Genomic DNA, 15,333 nt, shown 5'->3' on the forward strand with positions numbered 1-15,333 from the left:
CGGCGCTCCGACCCCTCGATTTCGGAGGTATTCCCATGTCAATGAGAAAGTACATCGCCAAGCGCGTCCTGCACTCGGTGTTCGTGATGTGGCTGGTGGCGACCACGGTGTTCTTCGGCCTGCGACTGATTCCCGGCGGCCCGGTGTACGCGATGCTGGGCCAAGAGGCCACCCCGGAGTCGGTCGCCGCGCTCCGCGAACAACTGGGTCTCAACCAACCGGTCTACGTCCAATACCTCGACTGGATGGCCGACCTCCTCGTGCTGGACTTCGGCACGGGGGTCGTCTCGGGCGAGGCGGTCACGACGCTCATCGCCGACGCCGCGCCCAAAACCGTCTCCATCGCCGTCGTCGCCATCGTCGTCGGTCTCTCGGTGGCCATTCCGACCGGCATCGTGAGTGCGACCAGAAAACACGAACCGGCCGACTACGTGGCCACCGTCGCGGCCTTCCTCGGCCTGTCGATGCCCGCCTTTTTCGTCGGCATCCTGCTCGCGCTGGTGTTCGGCGTCTGGTTCGACCTCCTCCCGGTGTTCGGCTACACGCCGATTTCCGAGGGGTTGGTCCCGTGGTTCCGGAGCGTCTTCCTGCCCGGCATCGCCGTTGGCCTGCCCTACGCCGCCATCGTGATGCGGATGATGCGCTCGTCGCTTCTGGAGGTGATGAACCAGCAGTACATGCGCACCGCGATGGCCAAGGGAGTGGGCAATCGCGTCCGACTCTACAAGCACGCGCTCCAGAACGCCATGATTCCGGTCGTGACGGTGGCCGGCATCCAACTCGCGCTGGTCCTCGTCGGGAGCGTCACGGTCGAAATCGTCTTCGGGATTCAGGGACTCGGCCAACTGCTGGTCGATTCCATCCTCGACCGGAACTACCCCGTGACCCAAGCCGTCATCCTCGTCGTCGCGGGCGTGATGGTGTTCACGAACCTCCTCGTGGACCTGACCTACACCGTCATCGACCCGCGAATCGGATACGGGGGTGAGACGGCGTGAGCAGTTCCACCGAAGTACCGCCGGAGTACCGCGAGGACGACGAGTACGTCGAGGAGCACAAGTCCACCCTCGAACGTCTCAAGGATGGCCTGCTGGCCGACAAGATGGCGCTGTTCGGGGCGGGGGTCGTCCTGCTGTTCGTCTTCGCGGCCGTCTTCGCACCGATGGTCGCGCCCTACAATCCGGACAAGACCTACACGTTCATGCAACCGCCGGATAGCTACTCTGAGGGCGACTTCGACAGCGACGGCGAGACAGAGCGCGTCTGGCATCCCCTCGGGACCGACTCGTTCGGCCACGACCTCCTCTCGCGTGTCATCTTCGGCGCGCGGGTCTCGCTGATGGTCGCGCTGGCCACAGTCGCCGTCGCGTTCACCATCGGGACCACCATCGGCCTGCTCGCGGGGTTCCACGGCGGGTGGATAGACAGCGTGCTGATGCGCTACGTGGACTTCCAGTGGGCCTTCCCCGAGCTAATTCTCGCGGTCGGCATCATCGCTGTTACTGGGGGACTCGGGGTTCTGAACGTCGTCATCGCCATCGGCATCGCCTACATCGACGACTTCGCGCGACTCGTCCGAGGAGAAGTCCTCTCGATTCGGGAAGAGGAGTACGTCACCGCCGCCCGAGCAATCGGGATGACAAACCGACGAATCATGTTCCGCGAGATTCTGCCCAACGCGGTCGCGCCGCTCATCGTGCAGGCCACGCTGATGATTCCCCTCGCCATCCTCGCGGAGGCCGGCCTCTCGTTCCTCGGTCTCGGCGTCAAGCCCACGACGCCGACGTGGGGGCTTCTGCTATCGGACGGCAGACAGTTCATCAGCCAAGCGTGGTGGATTAGCGTGATGCCGGGACTGGCCATCATGGTGACGGTGCTGGCGTTCAACATGCTCGGCGACGGTCTCCGGGACATCTTCGACGTGAGCGAAGGGGAGGTCGAGGAGCGATGAGTCTGCTGGAAGTCGAGAACCTCCGGACCCAGTTCCCGACTCCTCGGGGTACCGTCGAAGCGGTAGACGGCGTGGACCTGACCATCGAGTCCGGCGAAATCGTCGGCCTCGTGGGTGAGTCCGGGTCGGGCAAGACCGTCCTCGCCGAGAGCGTCGTGGGCCTCGTGGAGGACCCCGGCGAAATCGTCGGCGGCGACGTGCGACTCCACGGCGAGTCGCTCCGCGACAAATCCGAGGCCGAACTCCGCGAGATTCGGGGCGGGTCCATCTCGATGGTGTTTCAGGACCCGATGAACAGCCTGAACCCGACGCTCACCGTCGGCGAGCAAATCGCCGAGACGGTCCGCCTCCATCAGGACGTGGGCGAGTCGGTTCGCCTGCCCGCCGAAATCAAGCGCAAGATTCTGGGCGCGGCCAAGAACGGCGCGGCGTGGCGGCGGGCCATCGAGATGCTGGAGGCCGTCGAGATTCCCGAACCAGAGAGTCGGGCCGACGACTTCCCCCACGAGTTCTCCGGCGGAATGCGCCAGCGCGCCATGATTGCGATGGCGCTGTCGGCAGAGCCGGACCTGCTGATTGCCGACGAACCGACCACGGCGCTCGACGTGACGATTCAGGCCCAGATTCTGGACGAACTCCGGGACCTCAAAGACGAGTTCGACGCCTCGATTCTCATCATCACCCACGACCTCGGCGTGGTCGCGGAGGTCTGCGACTGGGTGAACGTGATGTACGCCGGGGAAATCGTGGAGCGCGCACCGGCCGACGAGCTATTCGAGAATCCCCAGCATCCCTACACGCAGGGTCTCATCGCCAGCACGCCACGAATCGACGACCCGCGCGAGGAGTTGGAGCCGATTCGGGGCACGGTGCCCGAACTGGTAGACATCCCCTACGCCTGCCACTTCGCGCCGCGGTGTCCCGAGGCCAAGCCCGAGTGCTACGAGATTCACCCGGACTTCCGACCGGTCGGCCGGGCGCTGGCCGAGGCAGAAGTGGGTGAGGCGGAAATCGGCGAGAGCGAATCGACCGACGCGGAAGCAGGGTCCCGCGCCGACCACGAGGCGGCCTGCCTCCGTCGCGGTCCCGAGGAGGACCGGCTATGACGGCCCAGACCACCGAGACGACCGGCGATGCGGAAGCGACCGCCGAGACCGAACCGATTCTGTCGGTCTCCGGATTGAAGAAGCACTTCGACCAGTCCCAAGGCCTGCTGGACAAACTCGTCGGCGACACCGGGACGGTCAAAGCCGTGGACGGCGTGGACCTGACGGTCCGCGAGGGCGAGACGTTGGCGGTCGTCGGCGAGTCGGGGTGTGGCAAGTCCACGCTGGCCCAGACCGTCCTCAACCTCCATCAACCGACCGCGGGGTCGGTCCAGTACCGCGGTGAGGACATCGCCGGCTTGACCGGCAGGGAGATGCGGCCCTACCGCCGGGAGATGCAGGTGGTGTTTCAGGACCCGCTGGCGTCGCTGAACCCGCGCCAGACGGTCGGCGACATCCTGACAGCGCCGCTGGAGGTCCACGGCCTCGGCGAGAGCGACGAGGACAGGTTGGACCGAGCGAAAGACCTGCTCGACCGCGTGGGTCTCAAGCCCGGCCACGTGGACCGCTACCCGCACCAGTTTTCGGGCGGCCAGCAACAGCGCGTTGCCGTCGCTCGGGCGCTGGCGGTCGAACCCGACCTGCTGGTGGCCGACGAACCGGTTTCGGCGCTGGACGTGTCGGTGCAGGCGCAGATTCTGAACCTACTGGAGGAGCTACAGTCGGACCTCGGCCTGTCGCTCCTCTTTATCACCCACGACCTCTCGGTCGTCCGGCACATCGCCGACCGCGTGGCGGTGATGTACCTCGGGAAAATCGTGGAGGTTGCGCCTGCTGGCGAACTATTCGCGGACCCGGACCATCCCTATACGAAGTCGTTGCTGTCGGCGGTGCCGCGAATCGACCCCGGCGACCGACCGGACCGCGTCATCCTCGAAGGCACGGTCCCGTCGCCGCTCGACCCGCCGTCGGGGTGCCGGTTCAACACCCGATGCCCGGCGGTGATTCCGCCGGACGGCTGGGCGGGCACCCAACCGCAGTTCCGCGCGGCGTTCACCTTCCGAAACCGGGTGCTGGACGGCGAACTCGACCCCGAGGCCGCCCGGACACGACTGGAGTCCGAGGGACGCGACACCGGTGACGCGAGCGTGAGCGCCTACCTCGTAGAGCAGTCGCTCCCCGGCGAACTGGCCGACCTCCCGCCGAACGCTGGCGACGCGATTCGGACCGCGGCGGACGCGCTGGCCGGTGGCGAAACCGAGCGCGCCGCCAAAGTCGTCACTGACGCCTTCCCGTCGCCGTGCGAGCAACGGGTGCCTCGGCACGTCGAGACCGACGACCGGATGGTGGCCTGCCATCGGTTCGACCCGGACGCGCCGGGCGACACCCAGTGGTAGGTCGGCTTCTCTGCTGTCTTTGAGACTGATATAGAATTGTTAGAAGATTACAGAAGATTCTCAAAGACAACGGGAGTTATCTAGTGGTCGTCCCGTATCGAGCAGGCGGCACGTCGATTCGGTCCCGAAGGAGCGTCCCGCGCTCCCGCCTCGACTCCTCCGGGTCGATTGGTCAGGTCACGCGGTGGATTCGTCCCGGCTTCGTACTTGAACTCTCGGCCCGCATCAGTCGGGTGACAGTATGCCGGCCAGCGGCCGCTGGTAGACAAACCGCGCCTTCCAAGGTGTTGGAAATCGGAGATTTGCCACATCACGAAAATCACGTTCGCTCCGCTCGCGTGACCGCGACCGGGAAGGGGTTTCAAGAAACACTCACGGTCTCGGCGACTGTCGAGTTTGTAGCGAGGCACAGCGAATTGCACCTGCCGATTGCTACCGCTGGTGACCGCTGGATTCATCCTTTTCGCGCCCAACAGTGTATTGATGAGTTCGTCACCGCCCGGACCGAAGGGGGAACCGCTGTTCGGCAGTAGCCGACGGTACGCCCGCGACCCGTTCCGATTTCTGTCGGCGTGCGAACAGGCTTACGGCGACGTGGTGCAGTTCGACCTCGGCCCGCTGGAGACGTACCTCCTGACCGACCCCGACGACGTGGAGCGCGTGCTGGTCTCGGAGGCCGACAAGTACCGCAAGCCCGACTTCCAGAGCGACGCGCTCGGGGACCTGCTCGGCAAGGGCCTCCTCCTGAGCGAGGGCCAGATGTGGCGCGAACAGCGCGAACTCGCCAATCCGGCGTTCTCACCGAGTCGCGTGATGGGGTTCGCCGACGACATCGTAGACCACAACGACGACCTGCTGGCCGACTGGGCGGACGGCGAGGAGGTAGACGTCGAACTCGACATGACCCAAGTCACGCTCGCGGTCATCGTGGACCTGATGCTGGGCACCGACCTGAACGACGAGCGCGTCCAGACCATCCGTGAGGCTCTCGTCCCCCTCGGCGCGCGCTTCGAACCGGACCCCGTGCGATTCGCCGCGCCCCAGTGGCTCCCGATGCCCGGCGACAGCGAGTACCGGACTGCGGTCGAAACCTTGGAGGGCGTCATCGACGACATCGTGGCCGAACGCCGGGGCACCCACGGGAATCCCGAGACCGACGAGGGACCCGACGACCTGCTGTCGATTCTCCTCCGGGCGCAGGACCGCGGCGAGCAGTCCGACCGCCAGATTCGGGACGAAGTGATGACGATGCTGTTGGCGGGCCACGACACGACTGCGCTCACTTTGACCTACACGTGGTATCTCCTCTCTCAGCACCCCGAGGCCGAGCGCCGGGTTCACGACGAAATCGAGGAGGTCCTCGGCGACGAGCGCCCGACGATGGCCGACGTGCGCGAACTGGAGTACGTCGAGCGAGTCATCGACGAGGCCATGCGCCTCTACCCGCCGGTCTACACCATGTTCCGCGAGGCCAAAGAGGACACCGAACTCGGCGGCTATCGGATTCCCGAGGGGTCGGCCGTCATGCTCTCGCAGTGGGCGCTCCACCGCTCGGAGCGCTACTGGGACCGCCCCGACGAGTTCAATCCCGACCGCTGGACCCGGAACGCCGACCGCCCGCGGTTCACCTACTTCCCGTTCGGCGGCGGGCCGCGCCACTGCATCGGCAAGCACCTCGCCAAACTGGAGGCCAAACTCATCCTCGCGCGCACCGCCCAGCAGTACAGCCTCGAATACACCCGCGAAGGTGACCTCGACCTGCTCCCCTCCCTGACGATGCACCCCCGGAACGGGATGCCGATGCGGGTTCACGAGCGGTAATCGGGGACATCCCCCGTCAGTAGTCGCCCAGCACGCCCAACCGCCGCGCGCGCCGAGTCGAGTACTGGAAGACGAGATACCCGAGCGCGACGTAGCCGACAGCGACACCCACGAGAATCGCTACCTCTCCTGCGGGGAACTCCCAGAGCCGAGTCCCGTCTATCATCGCGCGCTGGAGCATCGAACTCCCGAGCGCCAGCGGCAGGAACTTCAGCCATCCCACGTCGAACGCCGGGGCGGAGATGAGAACGATGAATCCGAACTGGAGCAGGTTCAACCAGTTCCCGACGCGCTTGTAGAGGACGGTAATCCCGCCCGCCGCGAACCCCAAGCCAAGCACCGAGGAGATACTCAGGACCGCAATCGTCACGGTCGTGAAGACGTTGAGTCGGAGCGTCGTCCCGGTCAGGACCAGCATCACGCCGAGGATGACCACCGAGGTCACGAACGTCCGAACTACCTTGGCGACCCCCTTGAGGAAGGCGACCGGCGCGAACCCGAAGGGCGTCATGACGTGGCGTTCCAGCGTCCCCCACTGGACCTCGCTCCCGATGTCGTTCGAGATGGAACTGTAGGCCCCGACCGAGAGCGTCCAGAGGAAGTAGCCCACGATGATGCCCTCGATGGAGTCGGTGAGCGCCTGCCCGGCCAACATTCGGCCACCGTAGAACAGCAGGCCGAAGAAGAACACCGAGATGACGATGCCCCCGATTGCGTTGGCGGGATAGCGCACGAAGACCAGATACTCCCGGTAGAGGACCGCCTTGGCGAGTTGGGCGTACCCCGCCGGTCGCCGACCGTCGGACCGGGCGGCGCTTCCGGACTGCTCCGTCATTTCTCTCCTCCCGTCAGTTCCACGAACACGTCTTCTAAGTCGGCCTCGACCGTGTTGACCGAATCGAGGGTCACGTCGTGGCTCCGGAGGTAGGCTATCAGCGCGTAGAATCCCTCGCTGTCGGTCGCCACTTCGACCCGAGTGCGACCGTCAAGTCGCTCCACGTCGGCGACCTCGAACCGGTCCCGAATCCCGGCCAGCAGGTCCGAGTCGAAGTCCTCGCTGGTGATTCGGTACCCCCGCGCGTCGAAGCTCCCGCGGAGCGCCGACACGGTGTCGTCGGCGATGACCCGGCCGTCGCGCATGATGACCACCCTGTCGCAAACGTCCTCGATGACGTCCATGTCGTGACTGCTGACCACCACGGTCAGGTTGCGCTCCTCGACGATTCGCCGGAGTTCCCGCCGGAGCGTCAGCGAACTCTCCACGTCGAGGCCCAGCGTGGGTTCGTCCAGAAACACCACGTCGGACTCGCTGGCGAGGACGCTGGCCAGCGAGACCTTCTGTTTCATTCCCCGAGAGAGGCTCCGAACCGGCTCGTCTGCCTTCTCGGCGAGGTCGAGTTTCTCCAGCAGGCGCTCGTGGCGGTCCGCGATGGAGTCGGGATGGACCCCGCTGATGGTGGCGAAGTACCGGAGGTTCTCCCTGACGGTCAGTCGCCAGTAGTCGTTGCGAGCGCCCTCCAGCATCGCATCGACGTGGGCGTAGGCTCTGCGGGGGTTCCGGTACACGTCGTCGCCGTGAATCCGGACCTCGCCCTCGTCGGGCAGGACCATGCCCAGAATGCACTTGATGGTCGTGGTCTTGCCCGCGCCGTTCGGCCCGAGGAGACCGACGACCGACCCGGTTTCGATTTCGAGGGACACGTCGTCTACCGCCGTCACCGCGTCGGGGCCGGTGCCGAACTGCTTGCGAAGTCCCTCGACGGCGATTGCGGCCGGGGCCTCGTCGGGCGTCTCGTCGGCGGAGTGTCGCCTCGCTACCTGCGTTCCCTCTCCCATTACCACCGATAGGGTCTCGACGCTGAAAAGCACTCAGTCGAAGATTCGACCCTTCGAGTCCTCGCTGAACCCCTCGCTGGCGTCCTTCGCGGCCTCGTAGACTCCTCGGAGTTCCGAAATCGGCTCGTCGTGGTAATCGACCCGCAGGTCGTGGTAGGCCTCGGTCTTCGGCGCTTTGACTTTGACCGCGGCCGAGGAGTGCCCGCGCTCGTCGCCGCCGGCCTCCCTGCCTGCTGTGAGGGCGTCGATGAGCCGGGATACGAGGTCTCCCTCGGCCGCCTCGTAGGCCTCGATTGCGGCGCTCAGGGTGTCCTCGCCGGTGAGCATGTTCCCGGCCGCGGTGATTCCGGATGCGTCGCGGACCTCGTGGCCGAACCACCCGTCACAGTTCTCGCCGGAGAAGGCGAAGGCGTTGCCGCGGGCGTCGAGTCCGTGGACCTGCCGGTTCTGACTGTGGTCGTCAACTGCCAGCAGGCCCTCCAGCGCGTGGTCGATAGGTAGGTCCGAAAGGAGTTCGACGCCGCGCCTGCCCAATCGGACGTTGACGAAGCTCTGGGTGCTGACGACGCCGTGGTGTCCGACGTAGGGCGCTAAGGCTCCAACCGCTGGCGCATCGGTGGCGACGCCGACGCCGAAGACGGGGCCGTCGTCTGTTTCGTCGGTCTCCTCGCGGACGCAGATGGAGAACGTCATGGCGGACCAGCGACGGCCACCCTCAAAGTCGGCGACCCAAATATATTCGGTGGGTTGTTTTAGGACGAGTTCTGAGAAGCACGGACGATGGACCCAAATCCCGATAGATTCGCGTCCCGACGCTCGACCGTCTACGCGCCGAACGGACTCGTCGCCACGAGCCAACCGCTCGCTGGCGAGGCCGGCGTCCAGATGCTCCGCGAGGGCGGTAACGCCTTCGACGCGGCGGTGGCGACCGCCGCCGCGCTCAACGTCGTGGAACCGACCAGCACCGGCCTCGGCGGCGACGTGTTCGCGTGCTACCGGACCGCCGACGGCGAGGTCGGCGCGATGCGTTCGTGTGGGGGTGCCCCGGCCGACGCCACCATCGAAAACGTCGAGCAGGCCCTGCGAGAAGACGAGGACTCCTCGGACTACTACCCCGAATCGCGGGGGTACGCGACCGACGCGGACGCTGACGCCGGAATGCCTTTCCTCGGCCCCCACGCGGTCACGGTCCCCGGCACGGCCCGCGGGTGGGAGGCCACCGTGCAGGAGTTGGGCGAGTTGACGCTCGCCGACGCCCTTCAACCCGCTATCGAGTACGCCACCGAGGGGTATCCGGTCTCGGAGATTATCGCGTCACACTGGACCGGCGCGGAGGAGTTGTTTACCGACGACCACGCCCGCGAGGCCTACCTGAAGGACGGCCGCGCTCCGTCGGTCGGCGAGACCATGCGCCTGCCGGAACTCGGCGAGTCGATGCGGACGATTGCCGAGGAGGGCGCGGACGCTTTCTACGAGGGCGAGATTGCCGAGCAAATCGCGGGCGAGATTCAGGACAAGGGCGGGTTCATGACCGTCGAGGACCTCTCTGCCCACGAAGCGGAGTTCCTCGACCCGGTTTCGACCACCTACAACGGCGCGGAAATCTACGAACTCCCGCCGAACAATCAGGGTCTCATCGCGCTGGAGGCGCTCAACATCGCCGAGAAGGTCGGCGCGGGCGACCATCCCCTCGACTCGGCCGAGCGCATCCACTACTTCGCCGAGGCCATGAAGCGGGCCTTCCACGACGGCCACCGCTACATCACCGACCCCCAATTCGAGGAGATTCCGCCCCTCGAATCCAAGTCGTGGGCCGGAAAGCGGGCGGAGGGCATCGGCGAAACGGCCGATTCGGACGTGTCGTTCGGCGTGCCGGATTCCCATGCCGAGGACGCTGATACGGTCCTCCTCACCGTCGCCGACGACGAGGGCAACGTGGTTTCGTTCATCAACTCCCGGTTCGCCGGGTTCGGATCAGGACTGGTCGCTGGCGACACCGGCATCGCCCTGCAGAATCGGGGCGCGTCGTTCTCGCTCGACCCCGAGCATCCCAACAGTCTCGAACCGGGCAAGCGGCCCTTCCACACCCTGATTCCGGCCCTCGCCAAGTTCGGCGAGGACGACTGGGCCGCCTTCGGCGTGATGGGCGGGTACATGCAACCGCAGGGTCACGTGCAGGTGGTCTCGAACGTCGTGGACTACGACATGCCCCTCCAAGCGGCGCTCGACCAACCGCGGTGGCGCTACCGCGAATCCGGCGAGTTGGCGGTCGAGGGGCGACTCGACGGCGAAACCCAGTCGAAACTCGCCCGGATGGGCCACGACGTGCGGGTCCTCCCGCCGGTGATGTTCGGCGGCGCGCAGATTACCCGGTTGGAGGGCGTCGAATCCGGAAATCCGGTTATCTCGGGCGCGACCGAACCCCGGAAGGACGGGAACGCGACGGGGTACTGAGGCCAACTTCGCGGAGACCGACCCCGCCGCTTCCGCAGGGACCGGCCCTGCCGCTTCCGCGGGGACCGACCGCCCTGCCCCTTTCGCGCATCTCGACGGGCCTCGGTTCGTGAATTTTCACGACCCACGGGACGCGCACCGCCCGCGCGCAGTTCTGCGCGGGCGGTGCGGGGAGGAACGGGGCGCGGTGCGGCGGTGGTGCGGGCAGTGCTGTCGGAGTGCCGTGCGGTCCTTCGGTTGCAGTGCTGTGCGGTCGTGCGGTCGGAGTGCTGTGCGGTCCTGTGGTTGCAGTCGTGCGGTCGGAGTGCCGTGCAGTTCGATTGATTCACTCACCCGCTAGCGTCCCCACCAGAAAATCCTATGCAGGTGTTAAAGAACGAGATAGTTGCTTCAAAGACTCCTTTAGAATTGTCTCGTCGCCGCTCGATTGCCTCGCCCGGTTCTCGACCCGCTTGCCGAGGCCGCTTGCCGAGGCCGCTACTTCTCGTCGTCCTCGTCGCCGTCGATGGTGATTTCGGTCGGTTCGGTCTCGACGTCCTGCCACTCCTCGGCCTCGCTGTCAGTCTGGGACCCGAGAAGATACCCCACCGCGAAGGTCAACCCGAGGAGAACGAGCGTTCCGAGCGGCGACCGTCCGCCGTCTGTCTGAGTGCTACCCATACCACACCCGACGGGCGAGAGTGACTTTGCGGTTGCGGCGCGAAACGTCGTTTCGGAAGTCCTCGTTCATTCGTTTTCCACCACTACGAATTCCGCGGACATCGTAGCCGTGAACGTTTCGTGAAGCCCCCGCCCGGTCGCGGTCGCTGAGCAGGATATTCGGGGTCTCTCCGCACCGACCGACCCCGAATAGTTGCCTGCTCAGGCGACTAAACTGTACGCGACCGGCCGGCCCCTTCATCCCACCCAGTTACTTGTCCGGCCGAGCGTTCGCTGGTGGTCTGTTCCACCGAGCGCCCGCCGCAGAAAGTCGGCTCAGCCCTCGTGGCGGCGAATCTTGTCGAGGAAGCCTTCGAGGAGTTCGTCGATGGTAATCTCGGTCACTTGCCCCTCGTCGGTGTCGTAGGTGATGATGCCGGCCTCCTCCAGTTTCGGCAGGTGGGTGTGGTGGAGCGCGGTGGCGATTTGGGTCCGCTTTATCATCGACACCTTGTCCGGCGGTTGCTGGAACTCTCGGCCTGCAACTTGGTCGGTGAGGCCTTCGAGGGTGACTGGCGCGGGCAGACCGTCGAGACACGCCAGCACGTGGCGTCGGTATCGGTCGCTGAGAAGGGTCAGCACCTTGTCCACGCAGAGGGACCCGCCGCAGTCGGCGTCGTCGCTCGCGGCGGGGTCCTCGGTCATACGCGACAATTTTCCTTCTCGTTTAAACGGCTATCGGAATCCGACGAGTTTCACGGGCGGTGGAAATCCAGAGACGCCAGCGCAGAAAGAAGAACGGCGAAACCAGTCCGAGCGCGACGACTATCCGAGGCTTCCTTCCATCTCCAACTCGATGAGTCGGTTGAGTTCGACCGCGTACTCGATGGGTAGCTCCTCGGTAATCGGTTCGATGAAGCCGGAGACGATCATCTGCTTGGCGTCGTCGTCGTCCAAGCCCCGGCTCTGAAGGTAGAAGATGTCCTCGTCGCCGATTTTGCCGACCGTGGCCTCGTGGGCCACGTCAACCTTCGATTCGGCGATTTCCATGTAGGGCATGGTGTCGGAGGTGGATTCGTTGTCGAACATCAGCGCGTCACACTCGACTGCCGTCGAGGACCCAGTTGCGCCCTCCGAGATGTGAACCAGTCCCCGGTAGTTCGTCCGGCCGCCGTCCTTCGAGATGGACTTCGATTCGATGGTCGAGTTGGTGTCGGGCGCGTTGTGGTAGACCTTCGCGCCGGTGTCGATGTCCTGTCCTTCTCCGGCGAACGCGATGGAGATGTGATTGGCCGAGGCCCCGCGACCCTTCAGAATCGAGGAGGGATACAGCATCGTCGCCTTCGACCCCATGCTCCCCGAGACCCACTCCATGCGTCCGCCCTTCTCGACGATGGCGCGCTTGGTGTTGAGGTTGAAGGTGTTCTTCGACCAGTTCTGGACCGTCGAGTACTGGACGTGAGCGTCGTCTTTCACGAACACCTCGACGCCGCCGGAGTGGAGGTTGTGCGTGCCGTACTTCGGGGCCGAACACCCCTCGATGTAGTGGACTTCCGACCCCTCCTCGGCGATGATGAGGGTATGCTCGAACTGGCCCATTCCCTCGGAGTTCATCCGGAAGTAGGCCTGTACCGGCATCTCGACCGTCACGTCCTCGGGGACGTAGACGAACGAGCCACCCGACCAGACCGCGCCGTGAAGCGCCGCGAACTTGTTGTCCGACGGCGGCACGCAAGAGGTCATGAAGTACTCTTTCACGAGGTCCTCGTGTTCTTGGACGGCCTCATCCATGTTGCAGAACACGACGCCCTTCTCCTCCCAGCGCTCCTGCATGTTCTGATAGACGACCTCCGATTCGTACTGGGCACCGACCCCCGACAGCGCCTTGCGCTCGGCCTCGGGAATCCCTAACTTCTCGAAGGTGTCTTGGATGTCCTCGGGCAGGTCGTCCCAACTGTCGGCCCCCTCGCGCTTGTCCACGTCGGGGCGAATGTAGGGCACGATTTCCTCTACGTCCAACTCGGTCAGGTCGGGTTGGCCCGGCCAGTCGGTCGGCATCGGCATGTTCTGCCAATGTTCGAGCGCCCGAAGTCGCCGGTCGAGCATCCAGTCGGGTTCGCCCTTGTCGTCGCTGATGAGTCGGACGACTTCTTCGGTCAGCCCTTTGTCGGACTTGAGCGCCGCGCTCTCGTCTTTCTTGAACGAGAAACGCTCCTCGGTGTTGGTTTCTTGAAGTTCTTCGCTACTCATGTACTCGTAACTGGGTACCGAAGCCCCTTAACCTCGGGGCCGATACCGCCGGCTGTGTAATCGAATTAGGTTACGAGAGCCGCAAAAAGTCAATCGCCGTCGTTACGCTTCCGAAGTATCCGTGTTGGTCTCCGTCTCGTTGACGGGTTCGGCGTCGGTATCGGGCGACGTGACCTCGTTCTGCGCTTCCTGAAGCTCCTCTTCGATTTCCTGTCGTCCCTTCTTGAACTCGCCCATCGCCTCGCCGGTCGAACGGGCGAGTTTCGGAATCTTGTTCGCGCCGAACAGCAGGACGGCGATGAGGAGGATGACCATCATCTCCATCCCGCCCGGAATCGGCCCGAATAGCGGAATCATTTGTTCCATCTCTACCTCATCCGTTCGGCCCCTCACTTGTAGGCTTTTCCCCCGAGATTTATGCTTCGGCCTCCAAAGGAGGGGTGTATCCGTGACCGACCTCGCCGAGCGCGCCCGCCGGTTCGTCCTCGAATCTCACGCCGAAACACTCGAAACCGTCCTCGAATGCGCCGACAGCGTGGCTTCGGGGTGGGACGGAGACGCCACCGCGGACAGCGCCAGAGTCGCCGACTCGCTCCGCGCAGAACTCGAAGCCGAGGAGGTCTGGGCGCAGTTGCCCCACGTCCTCGTCGGCGCGGTCCGGGCCACCGGCCACTCGCTCTCCGCGACGCCCGTGGCGGCCCCGCCCTACGTCGTCGCCACGAGCAGAGGACCGATGCTCCGCGCGACCCTCGACGGGGGTCGGTTGGTACTTTCGATGCAGGTCTTCGACGTCGAGCGCGAGGAGACCACTCGCTACGTCCGCCGGGCCACGACGCCCGCCGAGGCCCTGCGAGCGAACTTCAAGTAGCTCCGGGTCGTAGTCCGGGAGGACCGATGGAACAAGTCAACGTCGAGGGCGTCACGCCCTCCTCGCCGGGCAGGAGCCTCCTCGCGGCGGCCCTGCTCGGTCTCGGCGGGTACGGATTCGCAATTCTGGTCGTCGGCCTGACCGCACTGGTGTTGATACAGGCGGGGATTCCGCTGATGGAACAGCCGACGCTCCTGCTGGCGATTTCGGTCGTGATGGGACAGGGTGTCGCGTTCGGAACCTTCGCGCTGGGGTATCTGACCTACACCGACCGAGGACTGGGATTCGTCCGGGCGCGGGTGCCGACGCTCCGGGATTTGGGCTGGTTCGTCGGGGGCCTCGTCGCGCTGTTCGCTGGCCTCATCGCGCTCTCGGCGCTGTTCTCGGCGCTGGGCGTCCAGTCGGCGTCGAACGCGGTCACGGAGTTCGGCGAGCAGGACCCGACCGTCTTCCTCCTGCTGGTGCCCCTCTCGTTCCTGTTCATCGGGCCGGGCGAGGAGTTACTCTATCGAGGCGTCGTGCAGGGTCGGCTACGGGAGGCCTTCGGCCCGTGGGTCGCCATCGGGATAGCGAGTTTCATCTTCGCGGTGGTTCACATCTTCTCGCTACAGGGACAGGGGAAACTCGCGTATCTGGCCATCCTGCTGGTCCTCTCGCCGATTCTGGGGCTGGCTTACGAGCGGACCGAAAATCTGGTGGTGCCGTCGCTCATCCACGGCGGATTCAACGCGGTCCAGTTCTACGTGGCGTATCTCGGCGCGACCGGCGGGTTGGCCTGACCGCTATTGCTTTCCCGCCCATCGCAGGACGCGAAACCGGTCGTACCCTCCGTAGGCGAGTTCGAGCGCACCCATCCACCAGTTCCACTTCTCGGGGAGCGCGAGGCTCTCCGGGGCGTCTCTGAGGTTCTCCACGACGACCGAAACCGTCAGCTCCCGGCCCATGTCGGCCTCGAACTGCCCCGAGTCCGCCAAGTCCCGCGCCTGTCGAGCCACAACCCGCCGAGTCCCGGCGTTCCCCCCGAACGCTTCGTCCAGTCTGCTCTCGAATCGCTGGTCGATTTTCATTTCC

16 protein-coding genes are annotated in these 15,333 nt (G+C 65.2%); 8 read left to right on the top strand and 8 right to left on the bottom strand.

Translation table 11 applies throughout. The annotated features are described in order from the left end of the window. The first annotated feature begins 35 nt into the window (after positions 1-35). The 5 genes from P2T57_RS18210 (at position 36) to P2T57_RS18230 (ending at position 6,215) form a co-directional block, all read left to right on the top strand. Positions 36-998: an ABC transporter permease gene (locus tag P2T57_RS18210; RefSeq protein ID WP_276302164.1), complete on the top strand. Its 963-nt coding sequence runs from the start codon at positions 36-38 to the stop codon at positions 996-998. Next, positions 995-1,951: an ABC transporter permease gene (locus P2T57_RS18215; protein ID WP_276302165.1), complete on the top strand. Its 957-nt coding sequence runs from the start codon at positions 995-997 to the stop codon at positions 1,949-1,951. Before P2T57_RS18210 ends, P2T57_RS18215 begins: the two co-directional genes overlap by 4 nt. Next, positions 1,948-3,057 (top strand): ABC transporter ATP-binding protein, encoded by a 1,110-nt coding sequence (locus tag P2T57_RS18220; protein WP_276302166.1) that lies wholly within the window; start codon positions 1,948-1,950, stop codon positions 3,055-3,057. Before P2T57_RS18215 ends, P2T57_RS18220 begins: the two co-directional genes overlap by 4 nt. Beyond that, positions 3,054-4,394, top strand: a complete 1,341-nt coding sequence (locus tag P2T57_RS18225) for an ABC transporter ATP-binding protein (RefSeq protein WP_276302167.1) — start codon at positions 3,054-3,056, stop codon at positions 4,392-4,394. Before P2T57_RS18220 ends, P2T57_RS18225 begins: the two co-directional genes overlap by 4 nt. A gap of 483 nt (positions 4,395-4,877) precedes the next feature. Then, complete coding sequence (locus P2T57_RS18230) at positions 4,878-6,215, top strand: cytochrome P450 (RefSeq protein WP_276302168.1); 1,338 nt, start codon at positions 4,878-4,880, stop codon at positions 6,213-6,215. 16 nt (positions 6,216-6,231) lie between these two features. Here P2T57_RS18230 and P2T57_RS18235 read toward each other — a convergent pair whose 3' ends face one another. Genes P2T57_RS18235 through P2T57_RS18245 form a run of 3 tightly spaced genes read right to left on the bottom strand, consistent with a single transcriptional unit; the run spans position 6,232 to position 8,744 of the window. Continuing rightward, a complete protein-coding gene (locus P2T57_RS18235; RefSeq protein WP_276302169.1) occupies positions 6,232-7,050 on the bottom strand; it encodes an ABC transporter permease in 819 nt (272 codons plus the stop codon). Continuing rightward, a complete protein-coding gene (locus tag P2T57_RS18240; RefSeq protein ID WP_276302170.1) occupies positions 7,047-8,051 on the bottom strand; it encodes an ABC transporter ATP-binding protein in 1,005 nt (334 codons plus the stop codon). Before P2T57_RS18240 ends, P2T57_RS18235 begins: the two co-directional genes overlap by 4 nt. Before the next feature lie 33 nt (positions 8,052-8,084). Further along, positions 8,085-8,744 (bottom strand): DUF1028 domain-containing protein, encoded by a 660-nt coding sequence (locus tag P2T57_RS18245; protein ID WP_276302171.1) that lies wholly within the window; start codon positions 8,742-8,744, stop codon positions 8,085-8,087. A gap of 87 nt (positions 8,745-8,831) precedes the next feature. Between P2T57_RS18245 and ggt the strand changes: the two genes are divergently transcribed. Next, positions 8,832-10,505 carry a gamma-glutamyltransferase gene (gene ggt / locus P2T57_RS18250; RefSeq protein WP_276302172.1) on the top strand — a complete coding sequence of 558 codons (1,674 nt, stop codon included), beginning with the start codon at positions 8,832-8,834 and terminating at the stop codon, positions 10,503-10,505. A 477-nt stretch (positions 10,506-10,982) separates the two neighbouring features. Here ggt and P2T57_RS18255 read toward each other — a convergent pair whose 3' ends face one another. The 4 genes from P2T57_RS18255 to P2T57_RS18270 form a co-directional block, all read right to left on the bottom strand. After that, positions 10,983-11,165, bottom strand: coding sequence for a hypothetical protein (locus P2T57_RS18255; RefSeq protein WP_276302173.1), 183 nt, complete (start codon positions 11,163-11,165; stop codon positions 10,983-10,985). 315 nt (positions 11,166-11,480) lie between these two features. Continuing rightward, complete coding sequence (locus P2T57_RS18260) at positions 11,481-11,849, bottom strand: DUF7344 domain-containing protein (protein ID WP_276302174.1); 369 nt, start codon at positions 11,847-11,849, stop codon at positions 11,481-11,483. 120 nt (positions 11,850-11,969) lie between these two features. Further along, entirely contained in the window at positions 11,970-13,394 is a 1,425-nt protein-coding gene (gene sufB, locus P2T57_RS18265) for a Fe-S cluster assembly protein SufB (protein ID WP_276302175.1), read from the bottom strand. A gap of 102 nt (positions 13,395-13,496) precedes the next feature. Further along, on the bottom strand, positions 13,497-13,760 hold the full coding sequence (locus P2T57_RS18270; protein ID WP_276302176.1) for a Sec-independent protein translocase subunit TatA/TatB: 264 nt from the start codon (positions 13,758-13,760) through the stop codon (positions 13,497-13,499). 82 nt (positions 13,761-13,842) lie between these two features. Here P2T57_RS18270 and P2T57_RS18275 point away from each other — a divergent pair, with 82 nt between their 5' ends. Both P2T57_RS18275 and P2T57_RS18280 read left to right on the top strand, forming a co-directional pair. Further along, positions 13,843-14,262 carry a DUF7988 family protein gene (locus P2T57_RS18275; protein ID WP_276302177.1) on the top strand — a complete coding sequence of 140 codons (420 nt, stop codon included), beginning with the start codon at positions 13,843-13,845 and terminating at the stop codon, positions 14,260-14,262. Positions 14,263-14,288: 26 nt separating this feature from the next. Continuing rightward, positions 14,289-15,041 carry a CPBP family intramembrane glutamic endopeptidase gene (locus P2T57_RS18280; protein WP_276302178.1) on the top strand — a complete coding sequence of 251 codons (753 nt, stop codon included), beginning with the start codon at positions 14,289-14,291 and terminating at the stop codon, positions 15,039-15,041. A 3-nt stretch (positions 15,042-15,044) separates the two neighbouring features. Here P2T57_RS18280 and P2T57_RS18285 read toward each other — a convergent pair whose 3' ends face one another. Further along, positions 15,045-15,329, bottom strand: coding sequence for a WNWW family protein (locus tag P2T57_RS18285; RefSeq protein ID WP_276302532.1), 285 nt, complete (start codon positions 15,327-15,329; stop codon positions 15,045-15,047). Positions 15,330-15,333 lie beyond the last annotated feature (4 nt).

It is taken from the genome of Halorussus lipolyticus (assembly GCF_029338375.1).
GTDB lineage: Archaea > Halobacteriota > Halobacteria > Halobacteriales > Haladaptataceae > Halorussus > Halorussus lipolyticus.

Coding starts and splice junctions, on each gene's coding strand:
- P2T57_RS18210 (WP_276302164.1), top strand. CDS start 36: ATGTCAATGAGAAAGTACATCGCCAAGCGCGTCCTGCACTCGGTGTTC.
- P2T57_RS18220 (WP_276302166.1), top strand. CDS start 1,948: ATGAGTCTGCTGGAAGTCGAGAACCTCCGGACCCAGTTCCCGACTCCT.
- P2T57_RS18225 (WP_276302167.1), top strand. CDS start 3,054: ATGACGGCCCAGACCACCGAGACGACCGGCGATGCGGAAGCGACCGCC.
- P2T57_RS18230 (WP_276302168.1), top strand. CDS start 4,878: ATGAGTTCGTCACCGCCCGGACCGAAGGGGGAACCGCTGTTCGGCAGT.
- P2T57_RS18235 (WP_276302169.1), bottom strand. CDS start 7,050: ATGACGGAGCAGTCCGGAAGCGCCGCCCGGTCCGACGGTCGGCGACCG.
- P2T57_RS18240 (WP_276302170.1), bottom strand. CDS start 8,051: ATGGGAGAGGGAACGCAGGTAGCGAGGCGACACTCCGCCGACGAGACG.
- P2T57_RS18245 (WP_276302171.1), bottom strand. CDS start 8,744: ATGACGTTCTCCATCTGCGTCCGCGAGGAGACCGACGAAACAGACGAC.
- ggt (WP_276302172.1), top strand. CDS start 8,832: ATGGACCCAAATCCCGATAGATTCGCGTCCCGACGCTCGACCGTCTAC.
- P2T57_RS18255 (WP_276302173.1), bottom strand. CDS start 11,165: ATGGGTAGCACTCAGACAGACGGCGGACGGTCGCCGCTCGGAACGCTC.
- P2T57_RS18260 (WP_276302174.1), bottom strand. CDS start 11,849: ATGACCGAGGACCCCGCCGCGAGCGACGACGCCGACTGCGGCGGGTCC.
- sufB (WP_276302175.1), bottom strand. CDS start 13,394: ATGAGTAGCGAAGAACTTCAAGAAACCAACACCGAGGAGCGTTTCTCG.
- P2T57_RS18270 (WP_276302176.1), bottom strand. CDS start 13,760: ATGGAACAAATGATTCCGCTATTCGGGCCGATTCCGGGCGGGATGGAG.
- P2T57_RS18280 (WP_276302178.1), top strand. CDS start 14,289: ATGGAACAAGTCAACGTCGAGGGCGTCACGCCCTCCTCGCCGGGCAGG.
- P2T57_RS18285 (WP_276302532.1), bottom strand. CDS start 15,329: ATGAAAATCGACCAGCGATTCGAGAGCAGACTGGACGAAGCGTTCGGG.